Origin of the sequence: Rathayibacter oskolensis (assembly GCF_900177245.1) — a bacterium.
Taxonomy (GTDB): Bacteria; Actinomycetota; Actinomycetes; order Actinomycetales; family Microbacteriaceae; genus Rathayibacter; species Rathayibacter oskolensis.
This window is the reverse complement of the sequence record NZ_FXBM01000001.1, coordinates 84,356-107,368: the sequence shown is the minus strand read 5'-3', so window position 1 is coordinate 107,368 and position 23,013 is coordinate 84,356. Positions and strand designations below refer to the sequence as shown.

Below are 23,013 nucleotides of genomic sequence, written 5' to 3'. Positions count from 1 at the left end.
CGAGACTAGGCACGGCGACTCATGCGCGAGAAGATCACCGTATGAATGACCAGCGGAAACCCCGAGAGGCGGTGCTCGACGAGCTCGACGTCCGGATCCTGCGCGTTCTCCAGTCGGATGCACGGACGACGAACCGCGACCTCGCGACGGCGGTCCACGTCTCGCCGACGACCGCGCTCGATCGGACGCGGAGCCTCCGGAACCGCGGCGTCATCGAGCAGGCGACCCTCGCGGTCGATCTGGCGTCGATCGGCCGCGGGGTCCAGGCCCTCATCGCCGTGCGGATCCGGCCCCCGTCGCGGGAGGTCATCGAGGCGTTCCGCGACTGGGTGAGCGGCCTCGACGAGACCGTCGGCGTGTTCGTCACCGCCGGCAACGAGGACTTCATCATCCACGTCGCCGTCCGCGACAACGACGACCTCTACGCCTTCGTCATCGACGAACTGACCCAGCGCCGCGAGGTCGCCGACGTCCGCACCTCGGTGGTCTACCAGCACCTCCGGGAGCACGTCGTGCTGCCGCTGTCCGACCGGAGCGCGCGGCCGCGGCGCGGGAGCGGCCGGTGACCGCCGAACCGACGCCCCAGCCGCGACCCGTCACCGTCGAGTACGGCGTCCCGAGCGAGGGCGCGACCCTCGTGTTCCTCCCGGCGCTCGGGGTGCCCCTCGCCTTCTACGACCCGCTGCTGACGCACTGGGCCGACCGCGGGCGCCGCATCGTCGCCGTCGAGATGCGCGGCATGCCGTCCTCGACGCCGCGCGATCTGAGGCGCGCGCCGTTCGGCTACCGGCACCTCGTCCGGCACGACCTGCCCGCTGTGCTCGAGCTGGTCGGCTCCGAGGGGCCGGTGGTCGTGGTCGGCCACAGCCTCGGCGGTCAGGTCGCGCTCCTCGCGGCGGCCTCGGGGGCGATCTCCCCCGACGGCGTCGTCACCCTCGCGGCCGGCACCAGCTCGGTGCCGCGCGACTCCGCTCCGGGTCGACGGTCTCCGGGTCGGAGGTCTCCGCGCCGGAGGTCTCCGCGCCGGCGGGTCCAGCGCGGCCTCCAGATCGCGATCGTCCGGGCGACGGCGGCCGTGCTCGGCTACTGGCCGGGGCACCGCCTCGGCTTCGCCGGCAGGCAACCGCGCGCCCTCATGCGCGACTGGGCGTTCGAGGCCCGCCACGGCCGCTACCGCCTGCACGGCGACGACACCGACTACGAGACAGCCCTCGCCTTCCTTCGCCCGCCGGCTCTCCTCGTCGCCGTCGAGGGCGATCCGCTGGTCCCCGCCGGCGCCGTCGCCCATCTCGCCGCGCGCCTGCCCCCGACGGCCGAGTCGATCAGCGTCCGTGCCGGTTCGACCGACCACTTCCTCTGGGCGCGTCGGCAGCCGGGCCTCGTCGTCGACGCGGTGGAGGACTGGCTGACCGACCTGGGCCTGTCGCGGAGCAGTGGGGGGAGCACGCGTCCGGAGTGACCGGTGAGGCGACGCGTCCGTCCTGACCGGGACCCTGCACCGCGCCTTCGCTCAGACCCGATCGGGATCGGAGGCGCGTCGAGCCCCGGCCTCCGTCTCCGCTCGGACACGGAGGCGGTGGACACCGGCGATACCGCCGACGACCCCGAGCGCGGCGATGAGCAGAACGAGCGGGGTCGGGGCGCCCAGGTTGAGAGCGGCGACGATGACGAAGCCGTCGAACAGCGAGATCAGGGTGAACCCGACGTGATCGACGAACGCCGGGCGCCACTCGCCGCCCGCCGCCCTCGAGACCCGCAGCGCACGCACCGCCCGGTGCAGGGTGTACAGACCGAGGAGGATCAGGCCGACATCGACGAGACGTCGCGAGGCCTCCATCCCGGACCAGTCGGCGATGACGGCGGCGGCGAGGCCCGCGACGAGCACCACGATGAGCCCGACGTAGACCCGGACGACCGGTCGGCGCCGGCCCGCGAGACCGGGCCGGCACGCGAGGAGCAGGCCGAGGACGAAGCCGGCTGTTCCTGCCGTGGCGTGAATCGCGATCGCGGTGGCGTACATCGGGACCCCTTCGGTCGCGGCGGGCTTGCCACGGCTCAGTAAACACGTCAATATTTGACTATGCAAGAGTCACTGGCCGGAGTGCTGCACGAGGTCGTCGGACTGCTGGACCGCTCCGCCGCCGCCATCCTGAAGCGCGAGACCGGCCTGTCGTATCGGCAGTACTACGTACTGTCCGCCGTGGCGAGACTCGGGCGCACCCATCAGCACGAGCTCGCCGAGCACATCGGCCACAGCGACGCCGCCGTGAGTCGGATGCTGGTCACCCTCTCCGAGGCCGGCTACGTGACGGTCGCCGCCGACCTCGCCCACCGCCGCCGGAACACCGTCGCGCTGACTCCGACCGGAGCGGCGCGGGAGCAGCAGGCCGGCACGCTGCTCGATGACGCCCTGACGGACCTCCTTCGGCAGCACGACATCGACGACGACCAGCTCCTCTCCCTCGCCGCGGCGCTGAGAGGCGCACTCAGGGGCGCCGGCTGGTCGGCCCGGCCTCTGCGGCACGAGCCCTCGTGACGATCCGCCGGCTGTCGCTGATCGCCGCCGCGTCGGTCGTCGCCGTCCTCGGGTCCGGTGTCGCCCTCACCGCCGCCCGGGCGGCCGATCACCCCCGCTACTGGCGCGAGCTCGCCGCGCGCCCCGCCGCTCCCGACGCACTGCGCATGGTCGCCTTCGGCGACTCCTGCGTGGTCGGCGTGGGTGCGCTCGACCCTCGGAACAGCCTCGTCGGCCGCATCGCGCGCGACCTCGAGCAGCGCACGGGCCGTTCCGTGCACGTCACCAACCTCGCCGCCGCCGGAGCCACGACCGACGAGATCCTGCGCGACCAGGTTCAGCGCGCCGACCTGGCCACGGCGGATCTCATCGTCGTCGCGACGCCCAGCGATCTCGAGTCCCGGGTGCCCCTCCCCGACTACCGGCGCGACCTGCTGCGCTTCACAGCGCTCCTCCCCGCCGACCGCACGGTCATCAGCGACCTGCCCCTCGAGCCCGGCCGGAACGCCTATCAGAGCGTCCTCGCCGACGTCGCCGACGAGCGCCGCATCCGCCGGGCCGACTTCGCCTCCGTGTTCACCGGTCCGGGGAGGCGGCTCGACATCTTCTCCCTCCTCCCGCCCCACCTCAACGACCGCGGCTACCGGTACTGGTCCGACGCGTTCCAGCGGCCGACGCGGGAGATCGTCCCGGGCGGGTGACCGGGCGGCCGGGGCGGTGGCGGATCGCCAGGGACACTGCTCCGAGAGCGCCTCAGCCCGCGCGGGACGCGAGGACGGGCACTCCGGGCCCGGTCAGCTCGGAGCAGTAGTCCCCCCGTCCGGTCATCGCCATGATGAGCGCGAGGGTGCGGCCGCGGACCGGCTCGCCGACTCCGAGCGAGACCCCGCTGTCGACGGCCTCCAGCCGGAGGCCCCGCACGCGCTTCTTCGCGAGCACCACCTGATCGGTGCCGGCGTAGTAGCGCAGCAGCGCGACCAGAGCAGCGGGAGGGTGCTCGCGGGCGAGGCCGAGCGGGCGACGGATGTCCTCCCCGTGCACGACCGTCTCACCCAGGAGCGCCAGCCCGGGCAGCGGGGGCGACGTTCGGCTGCCGATGGTGCCCCGGAACCGGCTCAGCGTCTCCTCCGGCGTGGCGCCGAGCTGCTCGCGCAGGCGATCCTCGAGCTGCCGGTCGAAGTCGAACCGGGCGCGGACCACTCCCGCGAACCAGCGCGGGCCCGAGACCGCTCCGCTGGCCGTGAGGTGCGCGAGCACCTCGCGCACCGTGAGGCCCGTGCAGAGCGAGGGCGTGATCCAGAGGGAGGCGTCGAGCCCGTCGAGCTGGTCGGCCAGCGCCTCCCGCTCGGCGTCGATGCTCTGCCAGACCTCGCTGCGGTCCATCCGGTCGTCCTGACGCAGGGCGCGGGTCAGGAGCGGGCGATCGCCGTCACGGGCGGGCCTCGCGCCGGAAGGTGAGGTGCGTGACGCCGCCGGGGGCCGCCTCCGAGCTGACGACGCACCCCGACTCGAGACCGCGCAAGTCGTCCCAGAGCCGCACACCGCTCCCGAGGACGATCGGCGCGACGGCGACGTGGAGGTCGTCGACGAGGCCGGCGCGGAGGAACTGCCGGACGGTCGAGGCGCCGCCGCCCACCCGCACGTCGCCGTCGCCGGCGACCTCGACGGCCGAGCGGAGGACCTCCTCCGGCGAGGCGCTCACGAAGTGGAAGGTGGTGCCTCCCGCCATCTCGAGCGGCGGACGGGCCGTGTGCGTGAGCACGAAGACGGGCACGTGGAACGGAGGCTCGTCGCCCCACCATCCCCGCCAGTCGGGGTCGTCGGGGTTCGCGTGCAGCCCGAACATCCCGGCGCCCATGATCTCGGCGCCGATGCCCTCGAAGTAGTGCGCGGCGTAGCGGTCGTCGACGCCCGTCGTGCCGCCTCCGCTCGTGTCGTGCAGCACGCGCTCGCGGAAGGTGCGCGTCGCCACGTAGGCGGCGGTGAGGCGACCCCAGTCGTCGCCGAACGGGTTCTCGGGCGTCTGATCGGTCGTCGTGGCGAAGCCGTCGAGCGAGATGTTGAGGTCGACGCGGACACGGGTCACGGTTGTGCCTCCTGGTTCGGCATGAGCCCCAGGGTCCCGACGAGGGAGGCCCGCTGTCAAGGGACGCACTACCTCGATCGGCGCCGCGACCGCAACCACCCGCGCCTCCCGGCCTGCTCCCCAGGCGGCCCTGGCACGATCGGAGGATGCCGCGCCCCCGATTCCTCCGCCGCGATCTCCTCAGCCGGGTGATGACCAGGCTCCAGCACTCGCAGGACGTGCCGCCGGCGACCGCCGACGGACCCCAGCCCGCGCTGATCACGCAGGACTCGGTCGAGCAGAGCACCCTCGTGGCGCAGTCGCTCCTCGAGAGCGGCGGCCTGAAGGCGGGCCAGACGATCACCATCGAGGGTCACCGCTCGATGACGGTCACCGTCGAGGCGGATCGGGTCGTGCTCGTCCCCGTCGTGCCGCCCGCCGAGACTCGCGAGCCTCCGACCGAGGACTGACGCGCCGGGGCCCTGAGCTCAGGCGACCGAGCGGAGGTGGCGGAACGCCGAGCCGTGGAAGACCAGCGGCTCGATCGTCTCGTCGTTGTGCAGAGCGGTGACCTCGAGCAGCACCACGTGGTGGTCGCCCGCCGGGATCTCGCCGAAGATCGAGCACTCGAGCCACAGCGGTGACCCGTGCACGAACACCGCGCCGGCCTCGCTCTTCTCGATCTCGAGGCCCTCGAACCGGCCCGCCTTGTTGCGGGAGGCGAGCTGGCGCGCGGCTCCGTCGTGGCCGGCGCCCATCACCGAGACGCCGACGCGGCCGGCCGAGCGCAGCACCGGCCAGGTGGTCGACGAGTTCTGGATCGCGAACATCACCAGCGGCGGGTCCATCGACACGCCCACCGAGAAGGAGGAGGCGACCATCCCCTCCAGCTGCCCGTCGACCTCGGCGGCGAACGCCGCGACTCCGGAGGGGAAGTGCGAGAAAGCCTGGCGGAGCAGCTGCGGGTCGGGCGAGTAGGTCTCGAGCGTCATGACGAGGAGGTCCTTCCGGAGGAGTCGGTGAGTGCGGTGATGACGGGAGCCCAGCGCGCCGTCCAGGCGGCGAGGGCGGGATCCTCCAGGAAGGAGGAGTCGAGCTGGTACAGACCGGGGGTGGCGCAGATCCCGCCGATCTCGACGAGGACGGGCTTGAGAGTGAGGTCGGGCGCCAGCGCGTGGTTCGGCGCGGCGCCGAGCATGAAGGGGATCGCGACGACGCCCGCGAGTCCGGTGCCTCCGGCGAACTGGTCGAGGAAGAGCTTGAGCAGGCCCGAGTAGGTCGCCTTGAAGGTGGGTGAGGCGAAGACGGCGACGTCGGCCGACTGCACGAGCGCGACCGCCTCCTTCACCGCTGGGTCTCCCCAGCCGAGGAGCCCCGGGCCGAGGTCCGACAGCTCGATCACCTCGGGGGCGGGCAGGCCGAGCTGCGCGAGGAGGTTCTCGGCGGCGGCGCGCGTCCGGGACTGCGGTTTCGGATTCCCGACGACGACCACGCTGCGCACGGCCACTCCCTCCACGGCGGGAGGGATCCCGCCGTCTGGGCACGATCTTGACACCCGGATGTTGAATCTGGATTGCGCCGGTCGACACAGTGCGGACGGTGTTCCGGGGTTCGCTCAGCGCCGGCCGCGAGGGGCCGAAGCGCCCGGAATCACGCGGAAGTCGCGGAGATTCCGCCGCCCGGGACGCGACCGGGAGCACCCCTGACGCGATCGACCGCGTCGAATCCGCCACCGAGGAGGCGATCGCCCGCCGCGACGACCGGTCGCCCGTGCACCGTCCTGTCCTCCCGCGAGCGGGCAGCGCAGTGACCGCGAGCGCCGGCGCCGCGCCCGCACCGTCCGGCGAGCCCGTCTCCGCGGTGCTCGGGGGCGGCCGTCGAGCGGTGGCGGACAGCGCCCGGATCGCCGCCCCGCCGCGGATCGATCGTGCGCAATCCAGTCTTCACGCCCCCGCAATCAGGCAGCGAGTCCGGTCCTCCTACGCTCCTGACTCATCGACGGACTCCCCGCTCGACACACCATCGCCGACACCGAGAGAGGGGTGACGACATGCTCCGATTCCTCGGCTGGAGGGCCGTGAGGGCCCTCGCGACTCTGCTCGCCGTGCTCACGTTCGCCTTCGTGCTGGCCCGCCTCACCGGCGACCCGGTCCGCCTCATGCTGCCCGATCAGGCCACCGCCGAGGACGTCGCCGACGTGCGCCGGTCGCTCGGCCTCGATCAGCCGCTGCTCGTGCAGTACGGCACGTTCCTCGCCGACATCCTGCGCGGCGATCTCGGCGAGTCGATCCGCCAGGGGCAGCCCGCCCTCTCCCTCGTCCTCGACCGGCTGCCGGCGACCCTCGAGCTCGCGATCGTCTCGTTCGTGATCGGGATCGTGATGGCCACGGGCCTCGCCGTTCTGGCCGAGGTGACGGGCGACCGCCGGCTCCGCGGGGTGATGCTGTGGGCGGCGACGCTGCGGCAGGCGATCCCGCCGTACCTCTTCGGGATCCTGATGATCCTGGTCTTCTCGGTCGGCCTCGGGCTGCTGCCCGCGCTCGGCCGGACCTCCTACGCGAGCTACGTGATCCCGGTGATCACGATCGCCACCTTCGAGGTCGCCCTCTACCTGCGCCTGTTCAACGCCTCCTTCGACGAGAGCCGCTCGCTCGACTTCGTCCGCACCGCCCGCGCCAAGGGCGTCTCGAAGGGGAGGATCGTCGTCCGCCACATGCTCCCCAACGCGCTCCTGCCGATCATCACGGTCGCGGGGATCAACCTCGGGGTGCTCGTGGGCGGCCTGGTGGTGCTCGAGACGGTCTTCAACTGGCCGGGGCTCGGGCGCCTGATCGTGCAGGGCGTCACGCAGCGCGACTACCCCGTCGTCCAGGCGGGAGTCGTCGTCATCGCACTCCTGTTCATCGTGATCAATCTGGTCGTCGACCTGCTCTACGCGGTCCTCGACCCGAGAGTGAGGCTGTCGTGACGACCGAGGTCATCAAGACCCGCACCCGCTGGCAGCTCGCCTCCTCCCACCTCTCGACCCCGTCGCTGGTGCTGGCCGTCGCGATGCTCGCGGTCGTCGCTCTCGTCGTGGCCGTGGTCCCGTTCCTCCCGACGTTCGACCCCTACTCGCAGGATCTGGCGGGCAGCCGGGCCGTGCCGTTCACCGACCCCGCGCACCTGCTCGGAACCGATGCGCTCGGCCGCGACACGCTCAGCCGGCTCGCGGTCGCGACCAGGGTCTCCCTCCTCGTCGCCCTGGGCGCCGTCGCCATCAGCGCGGTCGTGGGCCTGGCGATCGGACTCCTCGCGGGGTGGCGGCGCGGACGCCTCGACAGCTTCCTGATGGCCGTCGGCGACGTGCAGCTCGCGATCCCCGTCGTGCTCCTCCTGATCGTGCTGGTCGCGGCGCTGGGCTCGAGCCCGCTGCTGCTCGTGACGCTGCTCGGGCTGACGAACTGGGTCGGCTACGGCCGGGTGACCCGGTCGCTGGCGGTGTCGCTGCGCGAGCGCGAGTTCGTCGCCGCCGTGACCGCGGCGGGAGGAGGCGGCTGGTGGATCGTGCGCAAGCACCTGCTCCCCAACGTCCTCCCGCAGGTGCTCATCCTCGCAGCGTTCGAGATCGGCGTCGTGATCACGATCGAGTCGTCGCTGAGCTTCCTCGGCCTGGGCATCCAGCCGCCCACCCCGAGCCTCGGTCTGATGATCAACGAGGGCCAGAAGTACCTGCAGACCGACCCCGCCCTCACCCTCCTGCCCGCCCTGATGATCCTCTTCGTCATCGGAGGCATCCAGTTCGTCTCGCAGGGCATCGCCGGCCGCTCGCGCCGCTGATCCCCGTCCCCACCTCCCGAAAGGCATCCCCCTCGTGACTCCCGCACCCCTCCGCCGCCCCCTCGGCGCCGTCGCGCTCGTCGGCGCGGCCGCGCTCGCCCTCGGCGGCTGCGCCTCCTTCGACGACGGCTCGGCCTCGGCCGCCGACACGACGAGCATCACCGTCGCGCTGACCGGCGAGCCCTCGTCGCTCGACCCGCTCTACGACACCCAGCTGCCGGCGCTGAACATCTTCTACAACGTGTTCGACCAGCTCGCGCAGGTCGACGCCGACGGCAGCGTCTCGCCGCGCCTCGCCTCGGAGTGGACCCACGACGACTCCCTGACCAGCTGGGTCTTCACGCTCCGCGACGACGCCACCTGGCAGGACGGCACCGACGTCACCCCCGAGGACGTGGTCTTCACCTACGAGACAGCGATGGGCGACCCCGCCTCGAACCTCGGCGGCTACCTGTCGGCCGTCGACTCCGTCGAGGCCACCGGAGAGAACGAGGTCACCTTCACGCTGAACACGCCGTTCGCCCCCTTCGACCGCCAGGTCACCCTCGTCCCGATCGTGCCGAAGGCCGCCTACGAGGAGACGGGCGCCGACGCGTTCGCGAAGGCCCCCGTCGGCTCCGGCCCCTACTCGGTCGAGTCGTGGGTGAACGGCGACTCGATCACCCTCGAGCGCAACGACGACTACTGGGGCGAGAAGGGCGCCTACCAGGAGGTCGTGTTCCAGCCCGTCCCCGACGAGACGACCCGCGCCAACTCCGTGCAGTCCGGCGACCTCGACCTCGCGCTGCTCGGTCCGTCGAACGTGGCGGCCGTCGAGGGCTCCGGCACCGTCGACGTGGTCGAGCAGGAGTCGAACCGCGTCCTCTACACGGGCTTCAACGCGACCGCACCGTGGCTCTCCGACCCCGAGGTCCGCGAGGCCGTCGATCTCGCGATCGACCGCACGGCGATCAGCGACGACCTGCTCAACGGCTCCGTCACCCCCACCGCCCAGCTGATCGCGCCGGTGTCGTTCGGTTACGACGACGCTCTCGCCGCCACCGAGACCGACGCCGACGCCGCCCGCGAGCTGATCGCCGCCTCCGGCTACGACGGCAGCCCGATCACCCTCTCCTACCCCTCCTCCGGCCTCCCCCAGATCGACCAGATCGCCCAGGCGATCGCGAGCCAGCTCGAGGACGTCGGGCTCACCATCGAGCTCGACGGCCAGGAGGCGAACACCTTCAGCGGCAACTGGTTCTCGGCGTCGCTCCCGGGTCTCTACCTCTACGCCTTCGCGCCGTCCGTCATGGACGCCGACCTGCCGCTGACGATGCTGCTGAAGTCGGGCGGACAGGGCTACACCTCGGACCCCGCGATCGACGAGCTGCTCGTCGCCGAGACCGGAGAGGCCGACGAGACCGCCCGCGCGGAGGACTTCGCGCAGATCTCGGCCCTCGTCGACGAGAACACCTACTACGCCCCCCTCTTCACCGACACCTACACCTACGGCGTCGCCCAGGGCCTCGAGTGGACCCCGCGGCCCGACGGGATGATCGTCTTCAACTGACGCACCCCACCCCGATACCGAATCCGATCAGGAGAAACGCCATGACCACCATCCCCCGCGAGAACACCGCCCTCATCGTCGTCGACATGCAGCGCGCCTTCTTCGACAACGACGACTCGCTCGGCCGCTCGGGCATCGACGTCACCCCGCTCCGCGACGCGATCCCCGGCACCGTGCGCCTCGTCCGCGACGCCCGCGCAGCCGGCGTCCCGGTCATCTTCACCCGCTACGTCTACATGCCCGGGATGGTCGACTTCGGGCCCGTCCGCGGGGCGAAGGCCGCCGAGCGGATCGCGTCGAACTCGCTCGGCGCGGGAACCGACGAGATCGAGCTGATCCCCGAGCTCGAGGCGCGACCCGACGAGATCGTCATCGACAAGTCGCGGCCGAGCGCCTTCTACGGCACCCGGCTCGAGCCGGTGCTGAACGGCATGGGCATCCGCAACGTCGTGATCTGCGGAGTGACGACCAACATCTGCGTCGAGTCGACGGCGCGCGACGCCGGTCAGCGCGACTACGGCACCTACGTCGTCCGCGACGCGGTCGCCGAGTTCACCGCCGAGCGCAACCACTACGCGCTCTTCGGGATCGCCTGGTCGTTCGGCGAGGTCGTCGATCTCGCCGAGATCGAGGAGTCCTGGGCGCTCGAGACCGTCTCCGCCTGACCACACCGGGTGCCGTCGCCCCCTCGGCGGCACCCGCCCCACCCCCCGCGAAAGGCTCCGCCGTGTCCGCTCCGCTCCTGTCCCTCCGCGACGTCACGATCTCGTTCAGCACGCCCACCGGCGAGATCGACGCCGTGCGCGGCCTCGACCTCGAGCTGAGCGCGGGCGAGACGATCGCGATCGTCGGCGAGTCCGGCTCCGGCAAGTCGACGACCGCGGCGAGCATCAACCGCCTCCTGCCCGACAACGGCCGCATCTCCTCGGGCTCGATCCTCTTCGACGGCGAGGATCTGGCGCAGGCGACCGAGAAGCGGATGACCGCCCTCCGCGGTGCGGGCATCGGGCTCGTCCCCCAGGACCCGATGTCGAACCTGAATCCGCTGCAGCGGATCGGGACCCAGATCCGGGAGGCGCTGCTCGTGCACGGCCGGCTGAGCGCGGCCGCCGCGAACGACCGCGTCGTCGAGCTGCTCGAGATGGTCGGCATCCCCGAGCCGGCACGCCGGGCGCGGCAGTATCCGCACGAGCTCTCCGGAGGGATGCGGCAGCGGGTGCTCATCGCGATCGGCCTCGCCTGCCGTCCGCGCCTGCTGATCGCCGACGAGCCGACGAGCGCCCTCGACGTCACGGTGCAGCGCGGGATCCTCGACCAGCTCGAGCGGCTCACCGCCGAGATGGGCACGGCCGTCATCCTGATCACGCACGACCTCGCGCTCGCGGCCGAGCGCGCCGACCGCGTGCTCGTGCTGTTCCGCGGCGAGGTGGTCGAGCAGGGCGAGGCGGAGCGGATCCTCCGCTCGCCCGAGCACGAGTACACGCAGCGCCTGCTCGCCGCCGCGCCGAACCTGACCTCGAAGCGGCTCGTCACTGCGGAGGCGGCCCCGGCGTCGGAGGAGGCGCCGCTCGTCTCACTGACCGAGGTCGGCAAGCAGTACCCGGTGCGCACGGGCCGGATCGGCCGGTCCTCGTTCACCGCGGTCGAGTCGTCCTCGTTCGACATCCCGCGGGGCAGGACGATCGCGGTGGTCGGCGAGTCCGGCTCGGGCAAGTCGACGACGGCGAAGCTGGTGCTGCGACTCGAGGAGCCGACCAGCGGCACGATCGAGTTCCGCGGGCGGAACGTCGCGCACCTGCGCGGAGGAGAGCTGACGGACTTCCGCCGGCACGTGCAGCCCGTCTTCCAGAACCCCTACAGCTCGCTCGACGCGCGCTACACCGTGTTCCGCAGCATCGAGGAGCCGCTCCTCCTGCACCGCATCGGCGATCGCGAGAGCCGCCGGAAGCGGGTGGAGGAGCTGCTGTCGCAGGTCGCGCTCCCGCAGGACGTCGCGTCCAAGCTGCCGCGGCAGCTCTCGGGCGGCCAGCTGCAGCGGGTCGCGATCGCCAGGGCGCTCGCCCTCTCGCCCGAGCTCGTGGTGCTCGACGAGGCGGTGTCGGCGCTCGACGTGCTCGTGCAGGAGCAGATCCTGGAGCTCCTGGCCGGACTGCAGCGCGAGCTCGGCCTCAGCTACCTCTTCATCAGCCACGACCTCGCGGTGGTGCGGATGATCTCGCACACCGTGCACGTCATGCAGCAGGGTCGCATCGTCGAGTCCGGGACTCCGGAGCAGATCTTCGACGCCCCGCAGCACCCCTACACGCGGGCCCTGCTGGCCGCGATCCCCGACCCGTGGGCCGCGCCCGTTCCGTGATCCCCTCCCCCGGAAGGGCGGCCCAGGGTTTTACACATCGGAAACCCCTCAGAAACTCCCCGACTTCTTCACACGGTTGAGTGGAGGCACACGCGTGACCGCCCCGACAGCACGGGGCGAGCGCCCCTTCTGACCTTCGGAGCCCGCCATGCCCCCGTCCCGTTCCCTCCTGCGCGCCCTCGCCCTCGGTGCCGTCCTCGCCACCGCCGTCCCCCTCGCCGCCTGCTCGGGTGCGAGCGACGCGGGCGACGCCTCCGGCGACACGGTCACCGTGACCGTCGGCACCCTGCGCGGCCAGCCGCACTTCTACCAGCCGTTCCTCTACGAGCAGTTCGCCGAGGAGGGAGTCGAGTTCGAGGTGATCACGCTCGACACGACCCCCGCGCTCTCGGACGCGCTGGTCGCCGGCACCATCGACTTCGCCATCTCGGGAGTGACGCCCACCATCTCGTCCGTCGCGCAGGACCGCGACCTGAAGATCGTCGCCTCGGCGGCGGACGGCGGCTCGGGCTTCATCGGAGGCGAGGGCATCTCGTCGGTCGAGGACCTCGCGGGCAAGAAGGTCGGCTACATCCAGGGCTCGGCCCAGGAGGTCGCTCTGCGCTACTACCTCGAGCAGGCGGGTCTCACCGACTCCGACCTCGAGCTGACCACGATCCCCGTCCCCGAGATGGCCTCGGCCTACACTAGCGGGTCGATCGACGCGTTCTTCGGCGTCGAGATCGGCGTCTCGATCGCGGAAGCGGCGGGCGGCACCGAGATCGCCGACCCCTACGACACCCCGATCGGCCGCGTGAACATCGGCCTGGTCACCACCGGCGCGATGATCGAGGAGCAGCCGGAGGTCGTGCAGAAGGTCGTCGACACCCACGCGGCGACCACCGAGTACATGAGCGACAACGTCGACGAGTGGCTCCCCGAGATGATCGCCGAGTTCGGAGGCGACCAGGACGTCCTCGAGTCGGCCCTCGAGAACTTCTGGCTCCGCTCCGACCTGACCGAGGAGTACCAGGGTCAGCTCGAGGCGCTCGCGACCCAGATGCAGGGCCTCGGCTTCATCGACGAGGCGCCCGCCATCGAGGACGTCGTCGACACCACCTTCGCGCCGACCTCGTGACCACCACCTCCCGGGTCGAGCCCTCGACCGCCACCGAGCGCCTCGCGACGACCTCGAGGAGGCGCCGGCCCGGTCGCTCCGGCTGGACCACGTTCCTCCTCGGGCTCCCCGTCCCGATCCTGTTCGTGCTGCTCTGGCAGCTCGGGCGGGCGGGAGAGTGGGAGCTGCCGTTCGGGATCCGGATGGCGTTCCTGCCCTACCCGGGAGACGTCCTCGTCTCCCTGATCGACTACGCCGTCGGGGGCCTCCGGAACGACGCGTTCAGCGGGCTGCTCTGGACCGACCTCGCGGCGAGCGCCGGTCGCGTCTTCGGCGGATTCGCCCTCGCGACGCTGATCGCGATCCCGCTCGGCGTGCTGATGGGCCGCTATTACGTGGTGAACTCGCTCTTCGACCCGTTCATCAACCTGTTCCGGCCGGTCCCGGCGACCGCCTGGGTGCCGCTCGTCGCGCTGCTGATCGGCTACGGCGACCAGGCCTCGATCTTCCTGATCACGCTGTCCGCGTTCTTCCCGATCGTCCTCGGCACCATCAGCGGGGCGCGCCAGGTCCCGCCGCGGCTGATCGAGGCGGCCCGGATGCTGGGCACGGGCCGGGCCGGCGTGCTCGCCCGCGTCGTCCTGCCCGCCTCCGCCGCCGCGATCGTCAACGGCATGCGGGTCGGCCTCGGGCTCGCCTGGGTGGTGCTGGTGCTGAGCGAGACGACGGGAGTCGCCACGGGCCTCGGCTCGACGATCTTCCTCGCGCGCGACGTCGTGCGCACCGACCTGATCGTGGTCGGGATGATCTGCATCGCGATCGCGGGCTTCGCCTCCGACCGCCTGCTCCTGCTCCTGTTCCGCGTGCTCTTCGGCCGCCGGCCGCTCATCAAGTGAGGTTCGGATGACTCTCCCGACTGCTCCGGTCCGCACCGCGGACGTCCACGTGCTCGATCTCGTCAAGCGCTACGAGACGGCGGGCGGCGGCGTGCTGGCGATGGCCGACGTGACGCTCGACATCCCCTCCGGCGAGTTCGTCGCGGTGGTCGGCGCGAGCGGCTGCGGCAAGTCGACGCTGCTGCGCATCCTCGCGGGCTTCGAGGAGGCGACGGAGGGCGTCGTCGAGGTGGGCGGCACGCCGATCTCGACACCCGGCCCCGATCGGGGCGTGGTGTTCCAGGACTACGGCCTGTTCCCGTGGCTGACCGTGCGCGAGAACGTCGCCTACGGTCCTCGCCGCAAGAAGCTGTCGAAGGCGGCCGCGGCGGAGGTGACCGACCGCTTCATCGAGGCGGTGCGGCTCACCCGCTTCGCCGACCGGTTCCCGGGCGAGCTGTCCGGAGGCATGCAGCAGCGCGTCGCGATCGCCCGCGTCCTCGCGAACGAGCCGTCGCTGCTGCTGATGGACGAGCCGTTCGGCGCGCTCGACGCGCTGACCCGCTCCGATCTGCAGACCGAGCTCAAGCGCATCCACCGCGAGACCCGCACCACGGTGCTCTTCGTCACGCACTCCATCGAGGAGGCGGTGTACCTGGCCGACCGCGTCGTCGTGATGACGGGCGGCGCCTCCCACGGCGTGCCCGGTCACATCAGCGAGGTCGTGACGATCGACCTGCCCGAGCCGCGCGACGTGACCGCACCCGAGTTCAACGAGTACAAGCGCCGGATCTCGGAGCTCGTGCACGCCCCGGCGTGAGTGGCCGCACCGAGATCCTCCGCGCCCAGCACTCCCGGCGACGCGGTGCGGGCGCCGCCTAGAACAGGCCGCGCGGCGACTCCACCGACGCGAGCACGCCGGGCGCCGCGACGACCGTGAGCCGCCCGACCTCCTCCGGGGTCAGCTCGGGCAGGCGCTGCGCGAGCTCGAGGAAGCGCTCGATCTCGACGGCCTCCAGCACCCCCTCGGCCAGCGTCCGGAACTTCGACACGTACTGCTCGCGCGTGAACGGGTGCGCCCCGAGCGGGTGCGCGTCCGCCACCGCGATCTCGTCGACGATCGTCGAGCCGTCGGTGAGCACGATCTCGACGCGAGCGCCGAACGCCTTCTCGGCCGGGTCGGTGGAGTGGTAGCGGCGCGTCCACTCCGCGTCCTCCTCCGTCGTCGTGCGGTGCCAGAGCGCGACGGTGTCGGGGCGAGCCGCCCGCTCGGGCGCGTAGCTGCGCTCGTGGTGCCAGGCGCCGTCCTGCAGCGCGACCGTGAAGATGTAGGGCACGGAGTGGTCGAGCGTCTCGCGCGAGGCGGTCGGGTCGTACTTCTGCGGGTCGTTCGCTCCCGATCCGATCACCGAGTGGGTGTGGTGCGAGGTGTGGATGACGATGCGCTCGACACGGTCGGGATCGGCCGCCTCGGGGTGCGCGTGGTGGAGGCGGCGCGCCAGGTCGATCAGGGCCTGCGCCTGGTACTCGGCCGAGTGCTCCTTCGTGTACGTGTCGAGGATCGCGCGCTTCGCCTCGCCCGCGTCGGGCAGCGGCACGTCGTAGGAGGCGTCGGGGCCGTCGAGCAGCCAGGCGATCACGCCGTCCTCGCCCTCGTAGATCGGCGACGGGCTGGTCTCGCCGCGCATCGCCCTGTCGACCGCCTCGATCGCCGCCTTGCCCGCGAAGGCGGGGGCGTACGCCTTCCAGCTCGAGATCTCGCCCTTGCGCGACTGCCGGGTCGCGGTCGTGGTGTGCAGCGCCTGCGCGACCGCCTGCTCGATGGTGGCGACGTCGAGGCCGAGCAGGGTGCCGATCCCGGCGGCGGCCGAGGGGCCGAGGTGCGCGACGTGGTCGATCTTGTGCCGGTGCAGGCTGATCGCGCGGACGAGGTCGACCTGGATCTCGTAGCCGGTGACGATGCCGCGGAGCAGCTGCGCGCCCGGGAGGCCCGCGTGCTGGGCCACCGCGATCAGCGGGGGGATGTTGTCGCCCGGGTGCGAGTACTCGGCCGCGAGGAAGGTGTCGTGGTAGTCGAGCTCGCGCACGGCGACCCCGTTGGCCCACGCCGCCCACTCGGGCGAGACGCGCCGGGCGGGGTCGACGCCGACGACGTTCGCGCCGTCGCCGCCGATGGAGGCGGGGTGCGCGAGGGCCTGCGAGCGCGCGGCCACGACGGGGGGGCGCAGCAGGGAGGCGGTGGCGACGGCCGCGTTGTCGATGACGCGGTTGACGACCATCTCGGCGACCTCGGAGTCGACCTCGACCGGGTCGGCGGCCACCTGGGCGATCGCGTGGGCCAGCTGCCCGTGTCGCGGGAGCTCCTCGTCGCTGCGGTGGACGCGGACGTGGTGTTCGTGCACGGGTGCTCCTTCGGCTCGTCCCGCCCAATCTATCGTCGCGCTCCCGCGCGCGAGGCCCGCCAGAATGGGCGCATGCCCACCCGCGTCGCCGCCTTCGACTGCGGCACGAACTCCCTCCGACTGCTGATCGCCGACGTCGACGGAGGCCGGCTCGTCGACATGCTGCGACGCACCGAGATCGTGCGCCTCGGCCACGGAGTCGACCGGACGGGGCGCTTCGACCAGCACGCGCTCGAGCGCACCCTCGCGGTGACCCGCGAGTACGCCGTGCTCGCCCGCGAGAGCGGCGCCGAGCGCCTGCGCTTCGTCGCGACCTCGGCGACCCGCGACGCCGCGGACCGCGACGAGTTCCTCGACGAGGTCGAGCGGATCATCGGCGTGCGACCCGAGACGATCAGCGGCGAGGAGGAGGCGGCGCTGTCCTTCCGCGGAGCGGTCTCGGCCGTCGACTCCGCTCGGCCCGTGCTCGTCGTCGACCTCGGCGGAGGCTCCACCGAGCTGGTGCTCGGAGACGCCGAGCCGATGGAGGCGCACTCGATGGACGTCGGCAGCGTGCGGCTCACCGAGCGGCACCGGCGGGCCGCCGCTCCGACGGCCGAGGAGCGGGAGGCGATCCGCGGCGACGTCCGCGCGGCTCTGGCCGCCTCCTCCGTCGATCTGACGCGGGCGCGGAGCGTCGTCGGAGTCGCGGCCACGGTCCTCACCATCACGGCGCACGTGCTGCGGCTCGAGAGCTACGATCGCGCGGCTCTGGAGGCGGCACTCCCGCTCGCCGAGGTGATCAGGGCCTGCGACGAGCTCGCCGCGCTCTCGCCCGCCGAGAGCGCCGCGCTGCCCTACGTCCGGAGCGGACGCGAGGACGTGCTCGCCGCCGGGGCGCTGATCTGGAGCGAGGTCCTGAGAGCGGTGCAGGAGGCGTCGCCGGCGCTCGACTCGGTCACGACCACCGCGCACGACATCCTCGACGGGATCGCGCTCGGGCTGGGCTGATCACTGCGGGGTACGGTGGGCGGACCGCCTCTGGAAGGAAGCTCCATGACCGAGCCCGTCGTCGTCCACGTCGTCTTCACCCCCGCCGAGGGAGCTCTGGACCGGATGGTCGAGGCGCTCCGCGCGGGCATCGCCGAGGTGCACACCGAGCCCGGCTGCGAGCTCTACTCGATCCACTACGCTCCCGACGGCACGGTCGTGATGATCGAGAAGTGGTCGAGCGCCGAGGAGCTCGACACCCACGGAGCCGGCGAGCCCGTCGCCCGGATGAACGCGTCCCTCGAGGGCCTGCTCGCCGAGCCGCCGCGCATCGTCCGCCTCGCCCCCATCCCCGCCGGAACCCCGGAGCAGGGCGCTCTCTGACCCCCGCCCCGCGAGCAGGCGTTCAGCCCGTGAGGGCGCTGCCGGAGTCGCGGGACAGGCGGGCGGCGGCGATCAGCGGGACGAGCGTCAGCGCCGCCATCGCGAGGAACGCGAACCGGTAGGGCACGAGGCCGGGGCCCAGCGCCGACCCGACCGCGAGCGCGATGCCGCCGGCCGCGACTCCGAAGCCCGCCGCGACCTGCTGAGTGGTCGCGCTCAGCGTGTTGGCGCCCGACATCCCCTCGGGCGTCACCTCGGCGAAGGTGACGGTGTTGTAGGCCGTGAAGCCCGCTGATCGTGCGACTCCGCTCAGCACCAGCAGGGCGACGATCGCCGCGACCGGGACGTCGTCGGTCAGGAACGCCATCGCGACCATGCAGGCGATCCCGACGGCGTTCGAGGCGACCAGGACGGCCCTGAACCCGGCGGTGCGCAGCAGCCAGGTCGTCGCCGGCTTGATGGCGAGATTGCCGACGAAGAGCGCGAGCACGATCGAACCCGCCTGCACGGCGTCCCAGCCGAACGCGTCCTGGAACAGCAGCGGCAGCAGGAACGGCACGGCGCTGATCGTCGCCCGGTAGAGCGACCCGCTCGCGTTCGCGACGCGGAAGGTCGAGAAGCGGAAGGCGTCGAGACTCACGAGCGGGTGCGGCGTGCGGAGGAGGTGCCGCACCGCGACGATCGTGACGGCCGCGCCTCCGACGGCCAGGGCGAGCGCGAACGGGTCGGCCGCGTCGGCCGAGACGAGGCCCGACGCCCCGACCAGCGCGCCGAGACCGACCGCGACCAGCAGCAGTCCGGTGACGTCGAGCGGAGGCGGCGCCGCCTCTGTCCCGACCGGGATGATGCGCCGGGCGATCACGAAGGCGACGACACCGAGCGGCAGGTTGATCAGGAAGATCCAGTGCCAGGAGGCGTAGGTGGTCAGGAGCCCGCCGATGAACGGCGCGAGGATGGGCGCGACGAGACCCGGCCAGACGAGGATCGCGATGGCCCGGATGATCCCCTCCCTCGGCGTGACGCGGAGCACCGCGAGCCGCCCGACCGGCACCATCAGCGCACCGCCGACACCCTGCAGCACTCGGGCGGCGACGAGCAGCGGCAGCGTCGGGCTGAGTGCGCAGAGGAGGGAGGCGAGGGTGAAGATCGCGATCGCGAGAGTGAAGACGCGGCGCACGCCGAAGCGCTCGCTGAGCCAGCCCGAGGCGGGGATGAGCACCGCGACCGTCAGCAGGAACGCCGTCACCGTGATCGCGACCGCGGCGGAGTCGACGCCGAGGTCGGCCGCGATGGCCGGCGCGGCGGTGGTCACGATCGTGCCGTCGAGGTTCTCCATGAAGAAGCAGCCGGCGACGAGGAACGCGATCGCGCGTTGGCGGCGGGGATCCAGGCGTGCCTCCTCGGAGTGACGGGAGCGTGCTCGCGCACCCGGAGGAGCGTAGCGCGGGCGCGCCCCTCCCGGCCGCGCGCTCGGGTAGCGTCGACGGCATGAGCGACGCCGCCGAGACCAGGACCATCCAACTCCGACGCTACGAACTGGTGGACGGGGTGATGGACGACTTCCTCGCCTGGTACACCGCGAAGATCATCCCGGCCCGCGAGGCCCACGGGTTCCGCATCGAGTTCGCCTACGCCGACCGCGAGGTGAACGAGTTCATCTGGGCGGTGAGCGCGCCGGGCGACGCCGACGCCTACGCGGAGATCGAGAAGACGTACCTGGCGTCTCCCGAGCGCGAGGCCGCCTTCGCCGGTGAGCCCGTCCGGGTGGCCGTGCACCACGTGAGGCTCATCGAGCGCATCGTCTGAGCGGCGAGGCCGCCGCGACGCCCGGAGGCGCGGCGGGTCAGCTCCGCGCGCGTCGCGCCGCCGCCAGCAGGGCGCGGACGACGAGGGATCCCACGGCCACCGAGGCGAGGGTCCCGAGCAGCCGGGGCAGCACGTGCTTCGGCGTCGGCAGCCCCTCGCGATCGCGGGGTGAGGCCAGGGCGGTCGGCTCGAGGGTCCTCCCGTTCGCGCCGGCCTCGGCCATGTGGGCGAGCCTCCGGAGGGTCTCGATGTTGCGGACCCAGAGGAACGAGTGCAGGAGCGGCTTGGGGATGAGGGTCCCGGGGCCCTTCACCGCCGCCTCGTGGATGCGGACGCGGCAGCCCTTCGGGTGCGGCTCGACCTCGAGGCGGACCCGCGCCTCCCCCATCGGCCAGCCGGCCGCCTGGATGATGAAGCGGCGGGACGGGTCCCACTCGAGCACCGTCGTCTCGTCGTCGATGACGAGCGGCCAGACGCCGAACGAGTGGTGGAGCTTCGAGCCGACGTGCGGCCAGTCGCGCCCGACGCGCCGCATCCTCGAGGAGCCCACCACCCAGCCGGGGAAGAGCCATCCGTTCGCGAAGACGGCGAAGACGGATTCGGGCGGGCAGTGGAAGACGCGGGTGTTGCGGGACATCGCGGGCTCCTTCTGGTTGCGGGCGGAGGTGCCGCCGTGCGTCCGGCGGCCCGCCTTCAGGGTGCCAGGTCGGGCGCCTGCCTGATACCGAACTCGTGCCTGAGGGCGCTCCGGGCGGCGTGCCAGCCCGCCATCCCGTGCACTCCCGGCCCCGGCGGGGTCGAGGAGGAGCACAGGTAGAAGCCCTTCGCCGGGGTGCGCCACGGGTCGGGAGAGGGGACGGGGCGCGAGACGAGTTGCGCGACGCCGGCGGCTCCGGCGGCGATGTCCCCGCCGAGGTAGTTGGGGTTGTACGCCTGCATGTCGCGCGCGGTCATCGACGAGACGCCGAGGATGCGATCGCGGAACCCCGGGGCGAAGCGCTCGATCTGCGCGGTGATCGCCTCGCGCTGGTGAGCGGGCGAATTGCGCGGCACGTGGGTGTAGGCCCAGAGGACGTGCTTGCCCGCCGGCGCTCGGCCGGGATCGGCCAACGAGGGCTGCGCGACGAGCACGTAGGGGTTCTCGCTGTGCCTGCCCTGGGCGACGTCGCGCTCCGCTGCGGCGATCTCGCCGCGCGTGCCCCCGACGTGGAGGGTTCCCGCGCGGGCGAGCTCGGAGTTCGTCCACGGCACGGGGCCGTCGAGGGCGAAGTCGACCTTGGCGACTCCGTTGCCGTAGCGGAAGAGCCGCAGCGCCTTCGCGTAGGGCGCGGGGAGGCGGCTTCCTGCGAGCTCGAGCAGAGCGTCGGGCGTCAGGTCGAACAGCACCGCCTTCGCCGCGGGCAGCTGCGCGAGGGAGGTGACCTCGACTCCGGTCTCGATCGTGCCCCCGTGCGCACGGAGGTCGTCGGCCATCGCGTCGACGATCGCCTGGCTGCCGCCGATCGGCACCGGCCAGCCCCGCGCGTGGGCGTAGGTGCCGAGGGCGAGCGCCGCGGCGGCCGTCGACAGGCTCGGCAGGGGGCGGATCGCGTGCGCGGCGACACCGGCGAGCATCGCGGGCGCCACCTCCTCCGAGAAGCGCAGGTTCCAGAGCGGCGAGCCCTGCTCGAGCACTCGGAGTCCGAAGCGGAGGAGGATCGCCGGGTCGGTCGGGATCCGCAGCAGCGCGTCGTTGGTGAATCCGGCGACGCGGTCGGCCCTCTCGGCGAGCGGACGCATCAGCGACCGCCAGGCCGCCCCGTCGCGGCCGAGGCGCCCGGCCGTCCTCTCGATGTCGCGGTAGGCGACTCCGGCGCGACCGCCGTCGAGCGGATGCGCGTAGGAGATCTCGGGCACCCGCAGCTCGATCCGCTGGTCGAGACCGAAGCTGCGGAAGAACCCGGAGGCGAGCGCCATCGGATGCACCGCCGAGCAGACGTCGTGATGGAATCCCGGCAGCGTCAGCTCGGCCGTCCTGGCCCCGCCGCCGATGGTCTCGTTGCGCTCGAGCACGGTCACCGAGAGACCGGCCCTGGCGAGGGTGACCGCGGCGGCGAGCCCGTTCGGGCCCGCGCCGACGACGACGGCGTCGACCACGCTCACCTCCTCCGCAGAGCGGCGACGGCGCCGACGGCTCCCGCGGCGACGGCGACGGCCGCGCCCGCGTAGCTGAGCGCCCGGTGCCTGATCATCCAGATCTGGGGAGTCATGGTGTGCGCCCGGTCGCTGAAGAGTCCGCGCGCCCCGTGGTCGCCCGGGACCGGCTCGTAGACGTTGTTCGGGAGCATCGGCTCCTTCTTGTCGGGCGCCTGCTGACCGTCGAAGGCGCTCCGGGCGAGGTACCAGTCCATGAACGCACCGGCGAAGCGGTCGCCGAGGATGGTCCCCGCGGTGGGCTCGCCGACCCAGGTGCGCCGACGCGGCTTGTCGGCGACGTCGGCGATCGCGATGGCACCCACCTCCGGCTCGTAGATCGGCGGCACCGGCTGCGGGTGGTGCGGCAGCTGCGACTTCACCCAGTTGAACTGGATCGTGTTGAGCGCCGGCATGTCGACCTCGGAGAGCCGGATCCTGCTCTTCGAGTGGAGCAGCTCGGCGGTCACGGACTCGGTGAAGCCCCGCGCACCGAACTTCGAGGCGCAGTAGGCGGCCTGCAGCGGGATGCCGCGGTGGGCGAGAGCGGACCCGACCTGGATCACGTGCCCGCGCCCGCGCGGCGTCATCCGCGAGAGGGCGGCGCGGGTGCCGTTGACGAAGCCGAAGAAGTTGACCGACACGGCCCGCTCGAAGTCGGCGGGGTCTGTCGACAGGAACTCGCCGAACACGCCGACCATGGCGTCGTTCACCCACAGCTCGATCGGGCCGAGCTCGGCCTCGATGCGATTGGCGGCCGACTCGACCGCCTCGCGGTCGGCCACGTCGGTCGGGATCGTGAGCCCGCGTCGGCCGGCCTGCTCGATCTCGGCGAGAGTCGCCGCGAGCCCGTCCTCGCCCCGGGCGAGGACCGCGACGTCCCATCCGCGGGAGGCCAGTTCGCGCACGGTCGCCCTGCCGAGCCCCGCGGTGCCACCGGTGACGACGGCGACGCCGCGGCTCATGCGGCTGCTCGCGAGGAGGCGGTCGGGCGGGGATCCTGCG

General features: G+C 72.3%; 26 protein-coding genes. 16 read left to right on the top strand and 10 right to left on the bottom strand.

The window, feature by feature from the left end; genetic code table 11:
- Window positions 1–41 precede the first annotated feature (41 nt).
- Window positions 42–566, top strand: a complete 525-nt coding sequence (locus tag B9Y99_RS00525) for an Lrp/AsnC family transcriptional regulator (RefSeq protein WP_085474669.1) — start codon at window positions 42–44, stop codon at window positions 564–566.
- Window positions 563–1,459, top strand: coding sequence for an alpha/beta fold hydrolase (locus B9Y99_RS00520; protein ID WP_085474668.1), 897 nt, complete (start codon window positions 563–565; stop codon window positions 1,457–1,459). The genes B9Y99_RS00525 and B9Y99_RS00520 overlap by 4 nt, the downstream gene beginning before the upstream one ends.
- Window positions 1,460–1,510: 51 nt before the next feature.
- On the opposite strand, the gene B9Y99_RS00515 is transcribed toward B9Y99_RS00520, so the two are convergent.
- Complete coding sequence (locus B9Y99_RS00515; RefSeq protein ID WP_085474667.1) at window positions 1,511–2,020, bottom strand: hypothetical protein; 510 nt, start codon at window positions 2,018–2,020, stop codon at window positions 1,511–1,513.
- 60 nt (window positions 2,021–2,080) lie between these two features.
- Between B9Y99_RS00515 and B9Y99_RS00510 the strand changes: the two genes are divergently transcribed.
- Complete coding sequence (locus tag B9Y99_RS00510; protein WP_085474666.1) at window positions 2,081–2,536, top strand: MarR family winged helix-turn-helix transcriptional regulator; 456 nt, start codon at window positions 2,081–2,083, stop codon at window positions 2,534–2,536.
- Complete coding sequence (locus tag B9Y99_RS00505) at window positions 2,533–3,216, top strand: SGNH/GDSL hydrolase family protein (RefSeq protein ID WP_085474665.1); 684 nt, start codon at window positions 2,533–2,535, stop codon at window positions 3,214–3,216. Before B9Y99_RS00510 ends, B9Y99_RS00505 begins: the two co-directional genes overlap by 4 nt.
- Before the next feature lie 52 nt (window positions 3,217–3,268).
- Here the strand turns inward: B9Y99_RS00505 and B9Y99_RS00500 are convergent, their stop codons facing one another.
- Window positions 3,269–3,898, bottom strand: a complete 630-nt coding sequence (locus B9Y99_RS00500; RefSeq protein WP_085474664.1) for a maleylpyruvate isomerase family mycothiol-dependent enzyme — start codon at window positions 3,896–3,898, stop codon at window positions 3,269–3,271.
- A gap of 46 nt (window positions 3,899–3,944) precedes the next feature.
- The gene (locus B9Y99_RS00495) at window positions 3,945–4,601 is read right to left on the bottom strand and encodes a dihydrofolate reductase family protein (protein ID WP_085474663.1); all 657 of its coding nucleotides are present in this window, start codon (window positions 4,599–4,601) and stop codon (window positions 3,945–3,947) included.
- A 146-nt stretch (window positions 4,602–4,747) separates the two neighbouring features.
- Between B9Y99_RS00495 and B9Y99_RS00490 the strand changes: the two genes are divergently transcribed.
- Window positions 4,748–5,050, top strand: coding sequence for a hypothetical protein (locus B9Y99_RS00490; RefSeq protein WP_085474662.1), 303 nt, complete (start codon window positions 4,748–4,750; stop codon window positions 5,048–5,050).
- An 18-nt stretch (window positions 5,051–5,068) separates the two neighbouring features.
- On the opposite strand, the gene B9Y99_RS00485 is transcribed toward B9Y99_RS00490, so the two are convergent.
- Window positions 5,069–5,572 carry a flavin reductase family protein gene (locus B9Y99_RS00485; protein ID WP_085474661.1) on the bottom strand — a complete coding sequence of 168 codons (504 nt, stop codon included), beginning with the start codon at window positions 5,570–5,572 and terminating at the stop codon, window positions 5,069–5,071.
- Complete coding sequence (locus B9Y99_RS00480) at window positions 5,569–6,081, bottom strand: NADPH-dependent FMN reductase (RefSeq protein WP_085476169.1); 513 nt, start codon at window positions 6,079–6,081, stop codon at window positions 5,569–5,571. Before B9Y99_RS00480 ends, B9Y99_RS00485 begins: the two co-directional genes overlap by 4 nt.
- A 549-nt stretch (window positions 6,082–6,630) precedes the next feature.
- On the opposite strand from B9Y99_RS00480, the gene B9Y99_RS00475 reads away from it, so the two are divergent.
- From B9Y99_RS00475 to B9Y99_RS00440, 8 genes are all read left to right on the top strand, one after another.
- Entirely contained in the window at window positions 6,631–7,548 is a 918-nt protein-coding gene (locus B9Y99_RS00475; protein WP_085474660.1) for an ABC transporter permease, read from the top strand.
- Window positions 7,545–8,399 carry an ABC transporter permease gene (locus tag B9Y99_RS00470; RefSeq protein WP_085474659.1) on the top strand — a complete coding sequence of 285 codons (855 nt, stop codon included), beginning with the start codon at window positions 7,545–7,547 and terminating at the stop codon, window positions 8,397–8,399. Before B9Y99_RS00475 ends, B9Y99_RS00470 begins: the two co-directional genes overlap by 4 nt.
- Window positions 8,400–8,433: 34 nt before the next feature.
- Window positions 8,434–9,948 (top strand): ABC transporter substrate-binding protein, encoded by a 1,515-nt coding sequence (locus B9Y99_RS00465; protein ID WP_165759498.1) that lies wholly within the window; start codon window positions 8,434–8,436, stop codon window positions 9,946–9,948.
- Between the two features lie 41 nt (window positions 9,949–9,989).
- Window positions 9,990–10,613 carry a cysteine hydrolase family protein gene (locus B9Y99_RS00460; protein ID WP_085474657.1) on the top strand — a complete coding sequence of 208 codons (624 nt, stop codon included), beginning with the start codon at window positions 9,990–9,992 and terminating at the stop codon, window positions 10,611–10,613.
- A gap of 62 nt (window positions 10,614–10,675) precedes the next feature.
- Entirely contained in the window at window positions 10,676–12,304 is a 1,629-nt protein-coding gene (locus tag B9Y99_RS00455; RefSeq protein ID WP_085474656.1) for a dipeptide ABC transporter ATP-binding protein, read from the top strand.
- A 148-nt stretch (window positions 12,305–12,452) separates the two neighbouring features.
- Window positions 12,453–13,421 carry an ABC transporter substrate-binding protein gene (locus tag B9Y99_RS00450; protein WP_085474655.1) on the top strand — a complete coding sequence of 323 codons (969 nt, stop codon included), beginning with the start codon at window positions 12,453–12,455 and terminating at the stop codon, window positions 13,419–13,421.
- Window positions 13,418–14,296 (top strand): ABC transporter permease, encoded by an 879-nt coding sequence (locus B9Y99_RS00445; protein ID WP_085474654.1) that lies wholly within the window; start codon window positions 13,418–13,420, stop codon window positions 14,294–14,296. The genes B9Y99_RS00450 and B9Y99_RS00445 overlap by 4 nt, the downstream gene beginning before the upstream one ends.
- 7 nt (window positions 14,297–14,303) lie before the next feature.
- Entirely contained in the window at window positions 14,304–15,095 is a 792-nt protein-coding gene (locus B9Y99_RS00440; protein ID WP_085474653.1) for an ABC transporter ATP-binding protein, read from the top strand.
- A gap of 58 nt (window positions 15,096–15,153) precedes the next feature.
- Here the strand turns inward: B9Y99_RS00440 and B9Y99_RS00435 are convergent, their stop codons facing one another.
- Window positions 15,154–16,677 (bottom strand): MmgE/PrpD family protein, encoded by a 1,524-nt coding sequence (locus B9Y99_RS00435; RefSeq protein ID WP_085474652.1) that lies wholly within the window; start codon window positions 16,675–16,677, stop codon window positions 15,154–15,156.
- Window positions 16,678–16,749: 72 nt separating this feature from the next.
- On the opposite strand from B9Y99_RS00435, the gene B9Y99_RS00430 reads away from it, so the two are divergent.
- Both B9Y99_RS00430 and B9Y99_RS00425 read left to right on the top strand, forming a co-directional pair.
- Entirely contained in the window at window positions 16,750–17,667 is a 918-nt protein-coding gene (locus B9Y99_RS00430; protein ID WP_085474651.1) for a Ppx/GppA phosphatase family protein, read from the top strand.
- Between the two features lie 45 nt (window positions 17,668–17,712).
- Complete coding sequence (locus tag B9Y99_RS00425) at window positions 17,713–18,030, top strand: putative quinol monooxygenase (RefSeq protein ID WP_085474650.1); 318 nt, start codon at window positions 17,713–17,715, stop codon at window positions 18,028–18,030.
- Between the two features lie 22 nt (window positions 18,031–18,052).
- Here the strand turns inward: B9Y99_RS00425 and B9Y99_RS00420 are convergent, their stop codons facing one another.
- Entirely contained in the window at window positions 18,053–19,396 is a 1,344-nt protein-coding gene (locus tag B9Y99_RS00420; protein ID WP_280157982.1) for an MFS transporter, read from the bottom strand.
- A gap of 122 nt (window positions 19,397–19,518) precedes the next feature.
- Between B9Y99_RS00420 and B9Y99_RS00415 the strand changes: the two genes are divergently transcribed.
- Complete coding sequence (locus B9Y99_RS00415; RefSeq protein ID WP_085476168.1) at window positions 19,519–19,836, top strand: NIPSNAP family protein; 318 nt, start codon at window positions 19,519–19,521, stop codon at window positions 19,834–19,836.
- A 37-nt stretch (window positions 19,837–19,873) separates the two neighbouring features.
- On the opposite strand, the gene B9Y99_RS00410 is transcribed toward B9Y99_RS00415, so the two are convergent.
- The 3 genes from B9Y99_RS00410 to B9Y99_RS00400 are packed head-to-tail and all read right to left on the bottom strand — an operon-like array spanning window position 19,874 to window position 22,973.
- Window positions 19,874–20,473, bottom strand: coding sequence for an SRPBCC family protein (locus B9Y99_RS00410; protein WP_085474648.1), 600 nt, complete (start codon window positions 20,471–20,473; stop codon window positions 19,874–19,876).
- A gap of 56 nt (window positions 20,474–20,529) precedes the next feature.
- A complete protein-coding gene (locus B9Y99_RS00405; RefSeq protein WP_085474647.1) occupies window positions 20,530–21,978 on the bottom strand; it encodes a phytoene desaturase family protein in 1,449 nt (482 codons plus the stop codon).
- Entirely contained in the window at window positions 21,975–22,973 is a 999-nt protein-coding gene (locus B9Y99_RS00400) for an SDR family oxidoreductase (protein WP_085474646.1), read from the bottom strand. The genes B9Y99_RS00405 and B9Y99_RS00400 overlap by 4 nt, the downstream gene beginning before the upstream one ends.
- Window positions 22,974–23,013 lie beyond the last annotated feature (40 nt).